Origin of the sequence: Burkholderia sp. BCC1640 (assembly GCF_902833125.1) — a bacterium.
GTDB classification, from domain to species: Bacteria; Pseudomonadota; Gammaproteobacteria; order Burkholderiales; family Burkholderiaceae; genus Burkholderia; species Burkholderia diffusa.
The window spans coordinates 24,338-37,697 of record NZ_CADFEF010000018.1 but is presented as its reverse complement, the minus strand read 5'-3'; the positions used below and the strand labels follow the sequence as shown (position 1 = coordinate 37,697).

Annotated in this window: 12 protein-coding genes; 6 read left to right on the top strand and 6 right to left on the bottom strand. The window is 69.1% G+C overall.

The genetic code is table 11. The features are described 5' to 3' along the window. Nucleotides 1-47 precede the first annotated feature (47 nt). The 4 genes from HWX25_RS20055 (at nt 48) to HWX25_RS20040 (ending at nt 4,943) form a co-directional block, all read left to right on the top strand. Nucleotides 48-914 carry an SDR family NAD(P)-dependent oxidoreductase gene (locus HWX25_RS20055; RefSeq protein WP_124622762.1) on the top strand — a complete coding sequence of 289 codons (867 nt, stop codon included), beginning with the start codon at nt 48-50 and terminating at the stop codon, nt 912-914. Between the two features lie 9 nt (nt 915-923). Continuing rightward, nucleotides 924-1,679 (top strand): SDR family oxidoreductase, encoded by a 756-nt coding sequence (locus tag HWX25_RS20050; protein ID WP_175909955.1) that lies wholly within the window; start codon nt 924-926, stop codon nt 1,677-1,679. A gap of 97 nt (nt 1,680-1,776) precedes the next feature. Beyond that, nucleotides 1,777-2,553 carry a glucose 1-dehydrogenase gene (locus HWX25_RS20045; RefSeq protein ID WP_175909954.1) on the top strand — a complete coding sequence of 259 codons (777 nt, stop codon included), beginning with the start codon at nt 1,777-1,779 and terminating at the stop codon, nt 2,551-2,553. Between the two features lie 524 nt (nt 2,554-3,077). Further along, nucleotides 3,078-4,943 carry a phosphoenolpyruvate carboxykinase (GTP) gene (locus HWX25_RS20040; protein ID WP_175909952.1) on the top strand — a complete coding sequence of 622 codons (1,866 nt, stop codon included), beginning with the start codon at nt 3,078-3,080 and terminating at the stop codon, nt 4,941-4,943. A gap of 138 nt (nt 4,944-5,081) precedes the next feature. Here the strand turns inward: HWX25_RS20040 and HWX25_RS20035 are convergent, their stop codons facing one another. From HWX25_RS20035 to HWX25_RS20015, 5 genes are all read right to left on the bottom strand, one after another. Continuing rightward, complete coding sequence (locus tag HWX25_RS20035) at nt 5,082-5,987, bottom strand: NAD-dependent epimerase/dehydratase family protein (protein WP_059819139.1); 906 nt, start codon at nt 5,985-5,987, stop codon at nt 5,082-5,084. A gap of 78 nt (nt 5,988-6,065) precedes the next feature. Continuing rightward, nucleotides 6,066-6,899 carry an SDR family NAD(P)-dependent oxidoreductase gene (locus HWX25_RS20030; RefSeq protein ID WP_208457049.1) on the bottom strand — a complete coding sequence of 278 codons (834 nt, stop codon included), beginning with the start codon at nt 6,897-6,899 and terminating at the stop codon, nt 6,066-6,068. Between the two features lie 40 nt (nt 6,900-6,939). Then, entirely contained in the window at nt 6,940-7,698 is a 759-nt protein-coding gene (locus tag HWX25_RS20025; RefSeq protein ID WP_059819137.1) for an SDR family oxidoreductase, read from the bottom strand. A gap of 41 nt (nt 7,699-7,739) precedes the next feature. Next, entirely contained in the window at nt 7,740-8,597 is an 858-nt protein-coding gene (locus tag HWX25_RS20020) for an SDR family oxidoreductase (protein ID WP_175909948.1), read from the bottom strand. A 3-nt stretch (nt 8,598-8,600) separates the two neighbouring features. Beyond that, a complete protein-coding gene (locus HWX25_RS20015; RefSeq protein WP_059525569.1) occupies nt 8,601-9,017 on the bottom strand; it encodes a nuclear transport factor 2 family protein in 417 nt (138 codons plus the stop codon). A gap of 452 nt (nt 9,018-9,469) precedes the next feature. Between HWX25_RS20015 and HWX25_RS20010 the strand changes: the two genes are divergently transcribed. Next, the gene (locus HWX25_RS20010; protein WP_059525742.1) at nt 9,470-9,679 is read left to right on the top strand and encodes a hypothetical protein; all 210 of its coding nucleotides are present in this window, start codon (nt 9,470-9,472) and stop codon (nt 9,677-9,679) included. Nucleotides 9,680-9,970: 291 nt separating this feature from the next. Next, the gene (locus HWX25_RS20005; RefSeq protein WP_175909947.1) at nt 9,971-11,470 is read left to right on the top strand and encodes an FAD-dependent oxidoreductase; all 1,500 of its coding nucleotides are present in this window, start codon (nt 9,971-9,973) and stop codon (nt 11,468-11,470) included. 102 nt (nt 11,471-11,572) lie between these two features. Here HWX25_RS20005 and HWX25_RS20000 read toward each other — a convergent pair whose 3' ends face one another. Next, nucleotides 11,573-13,237 (bottom strand): acid phosphatase, encoded by a 1,665-nt coding sequence (locus HWX25_RS20000; RefSeq protein ID WP_175909946.1) that lies wholly within the window; start codon nt 13,235-13,237, stop codon nt 11,573-11,575. Nucleotides 13,238-13,360 lie beyond the last annotated feature (123 nt).

Below are 13,360 nucleotides of genomic sequence, written 5' to 3'. Positions count from 1 at the left end.
CGCACTACCCACGCAGGTTGAAAAGCAATCCTCAGGAGACATCGAACATGGCACAGAACAACGAGGCGCCGGTCGCCGTCGTGACGGGTGCGTCGCGCGGCGCGGGCAAGGGCATCGCGCGCGCGCTCGGCGCGGCCGGCATGACCGTCTACGTGACGGGCCGCTCGCAGAACGAAGGCGACGCGCCGCTGCCCGGCACGATCCACGAAACCGCGCGCGAGATCGACGCGCTCGGCGGCCGCGGGATCGCCGTCGCGTGCGACCACGCGGACGACGCGCAGGTGAAGGCGCTGTTCGAGCGCGTCGAACGCGACAGCGGGCGGCTCGACATCCTCGTCAACAACGCGACCTACCTGCACGACCAGTTGATCCTGCCGGGCCCGTTCTGGGAGAAGTCGCTCGACCTCGTGAACATCCTCGACGTCGGGCTGCGCTCGGCGTACGTCGCGAGCTGGCACGCGGCGCCGCTGATGGCGAGGCGCCGCAGCGGGCTGATCGCGTTCACGTCGTCGTTCGGCGCGAGCTGCTACATGCACGGCGCCGCGTACGGCGCGCAGAAGTCCGGCGTCGACAAGTTCGCGAAGGACATGGCCGTCGACCTGAAACCGTTCGACGTCGCGGCCGTGTCGATCTGGATGGGGCCGCTGCGCACCGAACGCACGACGCGCGTGTGGGACGAGCATCCGGATCTCTACAAGGAATTCTCGCTCGTTGCGGAAAGCCCGGAATTCACCGGCCGCGTGATTCATGCGATCCACGCCGATCCGCAGCGCATGGCGCTGTCGGGGCAGGTGCTGGTCGGCGCGGAAGCCGCGCTGCAGTATGGCATCGCGGATCTCGACGGCAAGCAGCCGCCGTCGTATCGCGAACTGCTTGGCGGGCCCGTGCAGGCTCATCCGGCGATCGTCGCTTAAGGAGTGCAGATGGGCATCCTCGAAGGCAAGGTCGCGCTCGTGACGGGCGCGGGGCAGGGCGTCGGGCAAGGCGTCGCGCACGCGCTCGCGGCCGAAGGCGCACAGGTGGCCGTGGTCGGCCGCACGCGCGACAAGCTGGTCGCGACCTGCGACGCGATCCGCGCTCGCGGCGGTATCGCGGAGCCGTTCGTGTGCGACGTGATGGACGCCGCGCAGATCGCGCGCTGCGTCGATGCGGTCGTCGAGCGGTTTCGCGGCGTGCAGATCCTGATCAACAACGCGCAGGTCGTGCCGCTCGGCCGCCTGCTCGACGTTACCGACGCGGATTTTCTCGCGGGTCTCGAGTCGGGGCCGATCGCGACGCTGCGAATGATGCGCGCGTGCCATCCGCATCTGAAGGGTGATGGCGTGATCGTCAATTTCGCGTCGTCGGCCGCGGTGCGCTGGGACGCGTCGGGCTATGGCGCCTACGCGGCGACCAAGGAAGCGATTCGCGCGCTCACGCGTGCGGCGGCATGCGAATGGGGTGCCGACGGCATTCGCGTGAACGCGGTCGCGCCGCATGCGCTGTCGCCGGGGCTGAAGGGCTGGATCGACGCGAATCCGGACGAAGCGGCCGCGTTCTTCCGCACGATCCCGCTCGGCCGCGTCGGCGACTGCGAGCAGGACATCGGACGCGCGATCGTGTTTCTCGCGAGCCGCGACGCCGCGTACCTGACGGGCGCCACGCTGCCGCTCGACGGCGGGCAGGCGTACTGGGGCTGACGGCGAACGCGACGCACATCAAGGGCCGGCACCGAGGCGCGTGGCAGTGCGTCGCGGCCGGAAAACCGGAATCGGAAAGCATCGAGGAGAGTACGACATGGGTCGACTGGAAGGGAAGGTGGCGATCGTCACGGGCGGCGCGCGCGGGATGGGCGCCGCGACATGCAGGCTGTTCGTCGAGCAGGGCGCGCGCGTCGTGATCGGCGACGTGCTCGATGCGGAAGGCGAGGCGCTTGCGCGCGAACTCGGCGACGCGGCACGCTTCATGCGGCTCGACGTGAGCGACGAGGCGAACTGGGCGCGGGTCGCCGATGCGACCGTCGAGCAGTTCGGCCGCATCGACGTGCTCGTGAACAACGCGGCCGTGCTGATGTTCGGCGCGATCACGGAATTGTCGAAACGTGATTTCGAGCGCGCGGTATCGATCAACCTCGTCGGCACCTTCGTCGGCATTCGCACGATCGCGCCGCGCATGATCGCGCAGAAGAGCGGGTCGATCGTCAACATCTCGTCGGTGGACGGACTGCGCGGCGTGAACGCGCTGGCCGCTTACGCATCGAGCAAATGGGGCGTGCGCGGCCTGACGAAGGTGGCGGCACTCGAACTCGGCCACCAGGGCGTGCGCGTGAATTCGATCCATCCCGGTGGCGTCAACACCGCGATGTCGAATCCGACCGGCGCGCCGCTCGACGAGATCAACAAGCACTACACGCACGTGCCGCTGCAGCGCGTCGGCTTGCCTGACGAAATCGCGCGTGCGACGCTGTTTCTCGCGAGCGACGAAGCGTCGTACTGCAACGGCGCCGAACTGTCCGTCGACGGCGGGATGGCGGCGGGCGCGTATTACCCCGGATTGCCTGGCGCGCCGTTTTGAGCGGTAGCGCATACGACGCATGCGCGCTGGATGTTTGTGTGCGCAACCTAATTCAGGGTTTGCCTGAGTAGCGAAAACACGAATCTGCGCCGCGAGCGTTCGCGTGCATCGCATGCGAACCTGTCGCGCGATTTTTCCGTTTTCGCGAAACCCTTGCAGGACGGACGTTCCAGCCGTTTCGTCCCCAAAGCTCACGCGTCGGTGCAATAAAAAGGACGCGCCGGCAAGCGGCATGCCGGCGTGTCGTCACAGTTGTTTCTTGTTGCAACGCAACGCCCGCCCGATAACGGCGATGGTATGCTGGCCGGCATGGAGTTGTACGGCAGGTTGCTTGCATGGCGAAACTCGCGTTCGCACGCTCATACGAGACATCACATTCTCTCGCCCGCATCGCGGCATCGACACGCGCTCCGCTCGCGTGTCCCGCCTTGCGCGTCGCTGCATCCTGCGCTCCGACCGCATTCCCCATCTCGCGGGCGCGTCCCGCATCCCCCATCCCCGCCCAATAGTCTGGAGACATTTCCATGTCGCAAAACAATCTGGCCGAAGCGACGCACGGCCCGCTGATCGCTCCTCCGGCATTCGTCAAGCATCGCAAACTGATCGACTGGGTGTCGCGAATCGCGGCGCTCACGGAGCCGGACCGCGTCGTCTGGTGCGACGGCTCGCAGGAAGAAAGCGACGCGCTGTGCCAGGCGATGGTCGATCAGGGCACGCTCACGCGCCTGAATCCGGCGAAGCGCCCGAACTCGTATCTCGCGCAGTCCGATCCGTCCGACGTCGCGCGCGTCGAGGACCGCACCTTCATCTGCACCGAATCGCCCGACGACGTCGGCCCGACCAACAACTGGATCGCGCCGGAAGAAATGCGCGAGACGCTGAACGGTCTGTTCCGCGGTTCGATGCGCGGCCGCACGCTGTACGTCGTGCCGTTCTCGATGGGCCCGCTCGGCTCGCCGATCGCGCACGTCGGCGTCGAGCTGTCCGACAGTCCGTACGTGGCCGTGAACATGCGGATCATGACGCGCATGGGCCGCGACGTCTACGACGTGCTCGGCGAGGACGGCGAATTCGTGCCGTGCGTGCACAGCGTCGGCCATCCGCTCGAAGCGGGCCAGACGGACGTGCCGTGGCCGTGCAACCCGGTCAAGTACATCGTGCACTTCCCCGATACGCGCGAGATCTGGAGCTTCGGCTCGGGCTACGGCGGCAACGCGCTGCTCGGCAAGAAGTGTTTCGCGCTGCGCATCGCGTCGACGATGGGCCGCGACCAGGGCTGGCTCGCCGAACACATGCTGATCCTCGGCGTGACGTCTCCGGCCGGCAAGAAGTATCACGTCGCGGCGGCGTTCCCGTCCGCGTGCGGCAAGACCAACTTCGCGATGCTGATCCCGCCGCAGGGTTTCGAGGGCTGGAAGGTCACGACGATCGGCGACGACATCGCGTGGCTGAAGCCGGGCCGCGACGGGCGCCTGTATGCGATCAACCCGGAAGCCGGCTTCTTCGGCGTCGCGCCGGGCACGGGCGTGAAGACCAACCCGAACGCGATCGCGACGCTGAAGGAAAACGTGATCTTCACGAACGTCGCGCTGACGGAAGACGGCGACGTGTGGTGGGAAGGCCTGACCGACACGCCGCCCGCGAAGCTGACCGACTGGCAGGGCAATCCGTGGACGCCGGAGATCGGCAAGGAAACCGGCCGCAAGGCCGCGCACCCGAACTCGCGCTTCACGGCGCCGGCATCGCAATGCCCGTCCATCGACGCGGACTGGGAAAATCCGGCCGGCGTGCCGATCGACGCGTTCATCTTCGGCGGCCGTCGCTCGACGACCGTGCCGCTCGTGACCGAGGCGCGCGACTGGATCGAAGGCGTGTACATGGCCGCGACGATGGGCTCGGAGACGACCGCCGCGGCTGCCGGCCAGCAGGGCGTCGTGCGCCGCGACCCGTTCGCGATGCTGCCGTTCTGCGGCTACAACATGAGCGATTATTTCGCGCACTGGCTGAAGCTCGGCAAGCAGATCGAAGGCGCCGGCGCCACGCTGCCGAAGATCTACTGCGTGAACTGGTTCCGCAAGGACGCGAACGGCAAGTTCGTGTGGCCGGGCTTCGGCGAGAACATGCGCGTGCTGAAATGGATGCTCGATCGCCTCGAGGGCAACGGCGGCGGCGGCGACCATGCGTTCGGTGTATCGCCGGCCTATGACGACCTGCATTGGGACGGGCTCGACTTCACGCGCGAGCAGTTCGAGGCGGTGACGTCGATGAACGCCGGCGAATGGCGCGAGGAACTGAAGCTGCATGCTGCGCTGTTCGACACGCTGAAGCTGCGTCTGCCGACCGAACTGACCGACACGATGAAGAAGATCGAGCAGCGCATCGGCGGCTGACGATCCGGGTCGAAGCAACGAAGCAACGAAGCAACGACGTGGTGGCATGAACGTCCCGCCGCCGGCATGCATCGCCGGCGGCGGGACGTTTTGTTTCTGCTTCGTTTCAGCGTTGCGCGTGTCGCGCCGGCAGTGCGCCTACGCGCCGCAATGCGCGACCACTTCGTTCACCGCGCGCTGCACGTCGCCGCGCCGGTAGCGCAGCAGCGCGATATCGGCCGGATCGGGTTCGTACGACACGACGTTGCCGCGCCCCGTGTAGATCGCCATATCGGGCAGCAGCGGATGCTCCTGATCGAGCGACGGCACCGGCTGCGGATTGCCGGCCGCGCGAAAGAAGGCCGCGAAGTAGTCGGCGAAGCTCAGGTTCTCGTCGCCGACGAGATACGCCTTGCCGGATGCGCCGCGTTGCAGCGCGCCCCAGATCGCTTCCGACAGCGACTGCGTCGAGATGAAGTTGCTGCCGCCTGCCGGCCCGTACACCGGCAGGCCGGCGAGCTTGCCCTGCGCATAGCCCGTGTACGCGGCGAACATCTCGTTGCGCAGCCCAGGCACCGACCCGACGACGAACGGCGCATTGACGCTGCACACCGCGAACGACGGCGACGCGAGCGCGCGCACGCGTTCGTCGGCGAGATGGCGCGAGCGCACGTACGGCACCGTGTCGACGAGTGCCGGCGCGACCTGCGGATAGAAGCTGCCGACCAGTACCGCGCGCTTCACGCCCGCATCGCGCGCGAGCGCGAAGAAGCGCGGCACCGCGTCGACGTTCGCGCGTTCCCAGTGCGCGGCTTCGTCGGTGCCGGGCGGCAGGTGACGAATGTCGTTGCCTGCCGCGAACACGACCGCGTCGAACGGCGCGAGATCGTCGCGCGTGAAGTTGCCGGCCACATAGTCGCGCAGCAGCACGTCGAATTGCGCGAGCGCGCTGCCCGGCGCGGGCGGCTTGCGGGCGGCGAGCGTCACGTCGTTGCCTTGCGCGTGCAGATGCAGCGCGGCGTGGCCGCCGATGAGGCCGGTGCCGCCGATGATCAGGATTTTCATGGTGTCTCCGAGGGCGGCGCTGGCGCGCCGCATGAATTGAACCGACGATTGAACGAGTGAAGCCGCGCGGATCGGCGCTCAGAAGTTGAAGCCGTTGCCCGTGACGACCGGCATGTTGGTCCAGAAGCCGTTCGGGTCGCGATACCAGCCGGCCGCCGCGAGCGCGCCGCCGTCCACGTGCAGCGTCGTGCCGGTGACCCACGCGGCGAGCGGGCTCGCGAGGAACAGCGCCGCGCCCGCGATGTCGCCGGCCGCACCGAAGCGCCCGAGCGGAATCCATCGCGGGATGTGCGCGCGATGCTCGGCCGCGACCATCGCGCTCACGGGCACCTGCGGCGTCTCGGTGGTCTCCGGCGCGATCTGGTTCACGCGAATGCCGGCCGGCCCGAGTTCGAGCGCGAGGCTTTTCGTGAAGCCGGTCAGCGCGGCCTTGAACGACGCATAGACGCTGCAGTTCGGAATCGCGCGGAAGCCTTCGATCGACGACACGCCGACGATGCTGCCGCCCGCGCCGCGCTTGCGCAGCAACGGCAGCATCGCGCGCGTGACGACGAACACCTGGCGCAGGTTCACGTCGAACAGCCGCGCGATGTCGTCGTCGGTATGGTCGTCGAACGGCTTCGCGATCTGCAGGAAATCGCCGACGTTGTTGACGAGCACGTCGAGGCCGCCGAAGCGTGCGTCGATCGTTCGCGCGAATGCGTCGACCTCGTCGCGGCGCGTGACGTCCACGGTGCCCACGAGCGCGTCGACGCCCGCGGCTTCGAGCGCCTGGCGCACGTCCTGCGCGCGAGCGGGGTCGAGCTCGGCCACCGCGACGCGCGCGCCCGCCGCGCCGAATGCTTCCGCACACGCGCGGCCGATGCCCGCACCGCCGCCGGTGATCAGGACCGTCTTGCCGGTAAATGAAATCATCACAACACTCCTTCGAACGGAAAAGCCGCGAGCCGCATCACAGCGACGAAACGAGTTGCGCGTTGTCGATCCGCAGCTCCGCGCCGTTCACGAAGCGCGACTCGTCGGATGCGAGAAACAGCACGAGATTCGCGACGTCCTGCGGGTCGCACATGCGTGCCATCGGATCGTTGCCGATGCCGAGTTCGGCCGGATCGAGGCCGGGCATCAGCGCCTGCGTCATCGGCGTCCAGATGCCGTCCGGGTGGATCGAGTTGCAGCGGATCCGGTAGCCGCTGCGCTTGCAGTGCACGGCGACGCTGCGCGCGAGCGCCGTCACCGCGCCTTTCGAGCCGGTGTATGCGCACATCATCGGCAGGCCGCCGAGCGCCGCGACCGACGACATCATCACGATCGAGCCCGGCGTGTCGTTGTCCTTCATCGCGCCGATCGCGTACTTGCAGCCGAGGAAATAGCCGTCCGCGTTGACGCGCAGCACGCGCCGCCAGGTGTCGAGGCTCGTGTCCTCGATCGAGCCGACCGGGCAGATCGCCGCGTTGTTGACGAGTACGTCGAGCCGGCCGAAGCGATCGAGCGTCGACGCGATCGCGTTCCGCCAGCCGTCCTCGTCGGCGATGTCCTGGCGCACGAACAGCGCCGTATCGCCGATTTCGCGCGCGAGCGCGCGGCCCGCATCCTCGTCGATGTCGGTGAGCACGACGCGCGCGCCCTCGGCGGCCAGCAGCAGCGCATCGGCGCGGCCGACGCCGCTCGCCGCGCCGGTGATCAGCGCGACCTTGTTTGCGACTCGATTCATCTTTGGGTCGATTTCCTGTGACGTTGAAAGAAGGCGGGCGCTCATGCGACGCCCGGCGCGCGGCCGGCCTTGACCGCATCGAGCGCGGCCGCGCCGTAGATCTGCGCGATCGTGGCGTCGACGCGCGGGTTGGTGCGCAACTCGTGGCCGCCGTCGACCGCGAAGCTCTGGCCGGTGACCCAGCCCGATTCGGGGCCCGCGAGGTAGCGCACCGCATGCGCGATCGCATCCGGTTCGCCGAGCGTGCCGAGCGGAATCTGTTCCAGGAAGCTGTCGACCAGCGCACGGTTGTCGAACATCGGGGCGGTGGCTTCGGAGCGCGTGAGGCCGGGCCGCACCGCGTTCACGCGGATCTTCGCGCCGGCGAGTTCCTCGGCCGCGCCGCGCACCAGCGCCTCGAGCGCGGCCTTCGCGGTGCAGTACGCGGACAGCCAGCGGAAATTGATCTGCGCGGCCGTCGACGAGATGCAAACGATGGAGCCGCCGCCGCTATCTGCGAGCCGCGGCGCGGCGTGACGGATCGCGGCGAACGCGCTGTGCAGGTTCAGGTCGATTTCCGCGCGGAAGCTGTCGGCGTCGTGCATCAGCAGCGGGCGAAACCCGGCACCGCCGACGGTCGGTACGACGATGTCGAGACGGCCGTCGAGCGCCCACGCGGTATCCAGCGCGGCCTGCAGGTCGGCGTCGTCGCAGGCGTCGCCGGCGTGGATCGCGACGCGGCTGCCGGGCACCGTGTCGGCAAGGCGCCGCTGCGTGCGTTCGAGCGCGTCGCGGCGGCGGCCCATCAGCACGACGGCCGCGCCATCGGCGGCGAGCGCGTGCGCGCAGGCCGCGCCGATGCCGCCGGCGCCGCCCGTGACGAGCGCGGTGCGGCCGGCGAGGGGAAGGGGCGAGCGCATCGTTCAGCCCTCCAGCGGCAGGTCTTGCGACCAGTCGACGTGCAGCGTGCGCGCGGCGAAGCGCCAGGTGCCGCCGTCGAACACGCAGCGGTCGCGATAGCGCAGCCCCCAGTCGAGCTTGCGCTTCACGCCGTCGCGCACATACACGTGACACGCGACGCCATAGGTCTCGACATCGGCTTCGCCGCCGTCGAGCGTGACGAGCTGGTTGTGCACGTGATGCTGGGTCGTCTCGTAGCGCTCGATCACGCTCATTCCGGCGACGATCGCATCGCGGTCGTCGAAGCGGAAACCGGGGCCGTCGAGCTGCGCATCGGCGGTGAAGAGGGTGGCGAGGCGCGGCCAGTCGCGCCGGTCGACGGCCTGCGCGTAACGGCATGCAAGTTCGTACAGCGCGTGGCGGGGATTCGAATCGGTCATGCGGTACTCCCGTGAGTGAACGGAAAGCGTCTGCCGCGCCGCGAGCGCGGACGCGGCGGCATTGCGACGTCGACGCGCAGGTTCGCATCGGACCGATCGATCCTCATCATCCATACGGAGCAGGGTAAGGATCGGGGAAAACACCGGGACCGACGGCGCCGCAGCGTCCGATGCTGCGATGCAGCGGCGGATGCGCGGCATGCGCCCGACGGTGATGCGGCTGATCGTATCAAGCCAGGACGGCCGGTTTGCGGGTCCCTCGGTCGGACCGGCCGCGCGGTAATGCTGCGACGCGACACGCCGCATGAAGCCTGCTTCGCGTTTGTCCCTAGTCGAAATGGACGATGGCCGGCGAGCCGGCGCTGGCTACCGTGCAGTCATCCGGTGCCGCTGCATGTGGCCGGTCGCCGGACACGAACCGCGATAGCGGTCAACCGGAGGGGACGACGATCATGAGACTCACGATTCGCAAGCTGTGCGTATTGGCGATGGGCACCTTCGCGGCCATGGCAATGGCGCGATATGGCGCCGAGCAGGTCCCGTCGCCGCCGTATGCGGCCGGCATCCTGCAATGCCGCTCGGTCGACTCCAACGGACTGCCGACCGGTTGCGTACCGATCGATCCGTCGCACTTCGGCTTCGCCGCGCTGCGCGGCATGTGACGCCGGCGCGGCCGTGCGCCGCGCCGATTCGATGTCGCCCGGAAGCCGTCGCGATGCGGCGGCGTCCTGGCGGACACACCGGGGGGCACCGCGATACATGCGTCGCGTGGCGCCCATCCGGTTTCCGTCGTCGTTCGAATCTCCCGCCCGCGACACCACGCGCGGCTCGACTGCGCACGCTCGAACGCTCGCATCGACAACGCGCCGAGGTCCGCGTCGGGCCGCCTGCCCGCGGTGCTTCGCCGCGACCACCGTCTTTCACCGATTCCCTTCACGCAGAACCATTACGCGATGTCATCCGACTATTCCCTGACCCGCCCCCTGAACATCCGCGACGTGCCTCGCTGGGATGCCGAACACGACGTCGTGATCGTCGGCTTCGGCGCGGCCGGCGCGTGCGCGGCGATCGAAGCCGCGAGCGCCGGCGCCGACACGCTGATCGTCGAGCGCGCATCGAGCTACGGCGGCACGAGCGCGCTGTCCGGCGGCGAGATCTACCTCGGCGGCAGCGGCGGCACGCCCGCGCAGCGGCAGGCCGGCTTCAGCGACGATACCGAGGACCTGTACCGCTACCTGATGCTCGCGGGCGGCCGGGACGCGGACGAGGCGAAGGTGCGGCTCTACGCGAACGAGAGCCTCGCGCATCACGACTGGCTCGTCGCGCAGGGCCTCACGTACAAGAACACGTTCATCGCCGAGCGGATCGTCGAACCGGAAACCGACGACTGCCTGATCTGGTCGGGCAGCGAGGAGGCCTGGCCGTTCAGCGAGGCCGCGAAGCCGTGCCCGCGCGGCCACACGCCGCAATGGCCGGGCTGGGGCGGCGGGCAGATGCTGATGCGCGTGCTGGCCGAGCGCGTGCAGGCGCTCGGCGTGTCGATGCGCTACGACACGCGCGCGCTGGCGCTGATCGTCGACGATGCCGGCGCGGTGCGCGGCGTCGTGCTGCGCGCGTACGGCGAGACGGCATGCGTGCGGGCGCGCCGCGCGGTGATCCTGTGCGCGGGCGGCTTCGCGATGAACCGCGACATGGTGCGTCGGCACGCGCCGCAGTTGCTGCGCTCGGACGAACCGATCGGCAGCCCGGGCGACGACGGCTCGGGCATCCTGCTCGGCCAGAGCGCGGGCGGGGCCGCGATCCACATGGACCAGGGCTTCGTCAGCCTGCCGTTCTACGCGCCCGAATCGCTGATCCACGGGATCTTCGTGAACGCGCGCGGCCAGCGCTTCATCAACGAGGACGGCTATCACGGCCGCACCGGCCATCACGCGTTCCACCAGGCCGACGACCGGATCTACCTGCTGGTCGACCAGGCGACCTACCAGGAGCCGCCCGCGATCGCACGGATCGGCATCGCGGCGGCGGGCGAGACATGGGAGGAAGTCGAACGCGACCTGCAGATGCCGGCCGGCACGCTGACGGCGACCGTCGACGTCTACAACCGCCACGCGGCCGAAGGCACCGATCCGCTGTTCCACAAGGCGAAGAAGTGGCTGAAGCCGCTGATCGAGCCGCCGTTCGTCGCGCTCGATTGCCGGATCGACTACGCGTTCTATCCGCATTTCACGCTGGGCGGGCTCGATACGCTGCCGACCGGGCAGGTGCTCGACGCCGCGCGCGTGCCGGTGGCGGGCCTCTATGCGGCCGGCCGCACGAGCTGCGGGCTGCCGCGCTGGGGCGCGGGGTACAGCTCGGGGCTGTCGCTGGCCGACGCGACGTTCTTCGGCCGGCGGGCCGGCCGTCACGCCGCGCGTTCGGCGGCGAGCGAGGCGCTGCGCAGCGCGGCGTAGCGTCGCCTTTACCCTTTACGGGAAAGCACGACGCCCCGGGCAACCGTGTTGCACCGGGGCGTCGTCGTTTCAGGCGGATGTCGGCGGAGCGTCGGCCGGCCGTCAGCCGAGATCGAGCGCGTTCGTCAGGTCGCCGGGCGGCGGCGCGCCGCGCGACGCGAATGCCTTGTCGCGCGCGGCGACGCCGTCGAGCGGCGCGAGCCCGTGCACGCGGCTGATGAAACGCAGGATCGAGTTCGTGTCGTACATCGTGTGGTCGACGTAACCCTTCTTCGCGAACGGCGAGATCACGAGCGCGGGAATCCGCGAGCCGGGGCCCCAGCGATCGCCGACCGGCGGCGCGACGTGATCCCACCAGCCGCCGTTCTCGTCGTGCGTCATCACGATCACGGTGTTCGCCCACTGCGGGCCGCGCCGGATGCGTTCGATCACGTTCGCGATGTGGCGATCGCCGGATTCGACATCCGCATAGCCGGCGTGCATGTTCAGGTTGCCTTGCGGCTTGTAGAACGCGACGGCCGGCAGGCGGCCCGCGTCGATGTCGGCGATGAAATGGTTGGTCGACGGCTCGTCGCCGAGGCCCGCGTCGCGCAGGTGCTTGCGGCGCGCGTCGGTGCCGGGCGCGTAGTTCGCGAAGTAGTTGAACGGCTGATGGTGGTACTGGAAATCCGGCACCATGCCCGTATCGCGGTGCTCGAGCGCGTATTGCCACGCGCCGCTGTACCACGCCCAGTCGACGTTCTTCTCCGACAGGCGGTCGCCGATCGTCGCATGGCCCTGCGGCGGGATCACGCGATGGTCGGCCGGATCCGCGTATGCGGCATTGCCAGGGTCGGCCGGCGGCACGTAGCTCGGCTGGTACGGCGGCGCCATCGTGTTGACGCCGTAGCCGTCGGGCGTCAGCGGCCCGTCGACCGCGAACTTCGGCGGGCCGTCGAGCGCAGAGGCCGGCGAATCGGCGGCGAGCGTCAGCCGCGTGCCGGCCGGATCGTCGCCGTCGACCTTCGACAGCAGCTTCGCCGCGTGCGGATGCTTGTGCGCATCCGGATAGATCGGCGGCTGCGCGGAAATCAGGAACATGTGGTTCAGCCACGAACCGCCGAAGGCCGCCATGAAGAAGTTGTCGCACAGCGTGTATTGCCGCGCGAGGTTCCACAGCCGCAGCGAGTCGGCCGAATTGCGGTAATGGCCCATCACGAGGCCGCCCGAATCGGCCCACGCGGCGAACTGGTTGTTGCGGCCCGCGGCGATCTGCATCTGGTTCTGATAGAAGCGATGCCACAGGTCGCGGGTGATCACGCCGTTCGGCAGCGGCTTGCCCTGCGCATCGGCGATCCGGAACGGCGCGTTCGGCAGCTTGTCGATGTCGCGCTCGGCGATCGCGTAGCGCTTGCCGTCCACTTCCTGCGCCTGCGGCACGAGTCCGCCCCAGATTTTCGGCAGGACGGGCAACGGCGTCTTGCCGTCGCGATCGAGCTGCTGCGCATGCTCGGGCCGCACCTCGCTCAGCGGGTAGCGCACACCGGGGAAGTCGCCGTACAGGTTCGCGAAGCTGCGGTTCTCCGCATAGATCACGACGAAGTGGCGCACCTGCCGGCGCAGCGCTTCGTCGAGCCGCAGGTCGGCGGCGGAGCGCGGCGCGCTGCCCGGCGTGGTCTCGCAGCCGCCGAGCGCGACGCCCGCGCCGAGCGCGGCGAGGCCGCCGAGCATGCGGCGGCGGTCGGGATCAACGGGAAGGTCGTCGGGGCGATCGGGGGTGTCGTTCACGTCGTGAGCTCCTCGGATGGGCGGTTGTCGTTCGATGCGCGGCAGCGTCGCGCGGCCTGCCGCGACGCGGGACGGGACGCAACGGCCGGCGTCGCGCCCGGGCGGGGCGATGCCGGCTGTCAC

Coding starts and splice junctions, on each gene's coding strand:
- HWX25_RS20055 (WP_124622762.1), top strand. CDS start 48: ATGGCACAGAACAACGAGGCGCCGGTCGCCGTCGTGACGGGTGCGTCG.
- HWX25_RS20050 (WP_175909955.1), top strand. CDS start 924: ATGGGCATCCTCGAAGGCAAGGTCGCGCTCGTGACGGGCGCGGGGCAG.
- HWX25_RS20045 (WP_175909954.1), top strand. CDS start 1,777: ATGGGTCGACTGGAAGGGAAGGTGGCGATCGTCACGGGCGGCGCGCGC.
- HWX25_RS20040 (WP_175909952.1), top strand. CDS start 3,078: ATGTCGCAAAACAATCTGGCCGAAGCGACGCACGGCCCGCTGATCGCT.
- HWX25_RS20035 (WP_059819139.1), bottom strand. CDS start 5,987: ATGAAAATCCTGATCATCGGCGGCACCGGCCTCATCGGCGGCCACGCC.
- HWX25_RS20025 (WP_059819137.1), bottom strand. CDS start 7,698: ATGAATCGAGTCGCAAACAAGGTCGCGCTGATCACCGGCGCGGCGAGC.
- HWX25_RS20020 (WP_175909948.1), bottom strand. CDS start 8,597: ATGCGCTCGCCCCTTCCCCTCGCCGGCCGCACCGCGCTCGTCACGGGC.
- HWX25_RS20015 (WP_059525569.1), bottom strand. CDS start 9,017: ATGACCGATTCGAATCCCCGCCACGCGCTGTACGAACTTGCATGCCGT.
- HWX25_RS20010 (WP_059525742.1), top strand. CDS start 9,470: ATGAGACTCACGATTCGCAAGCTGTGCGTATTGGCGATGGGCACCTTC.
- HWX25_RS20005 (WP_175909947.1), top strand. CDS start 9,971: ATGTCATCCGACTATTCCCTGACCCGCCCCCTGAACATCCGCGACGTG.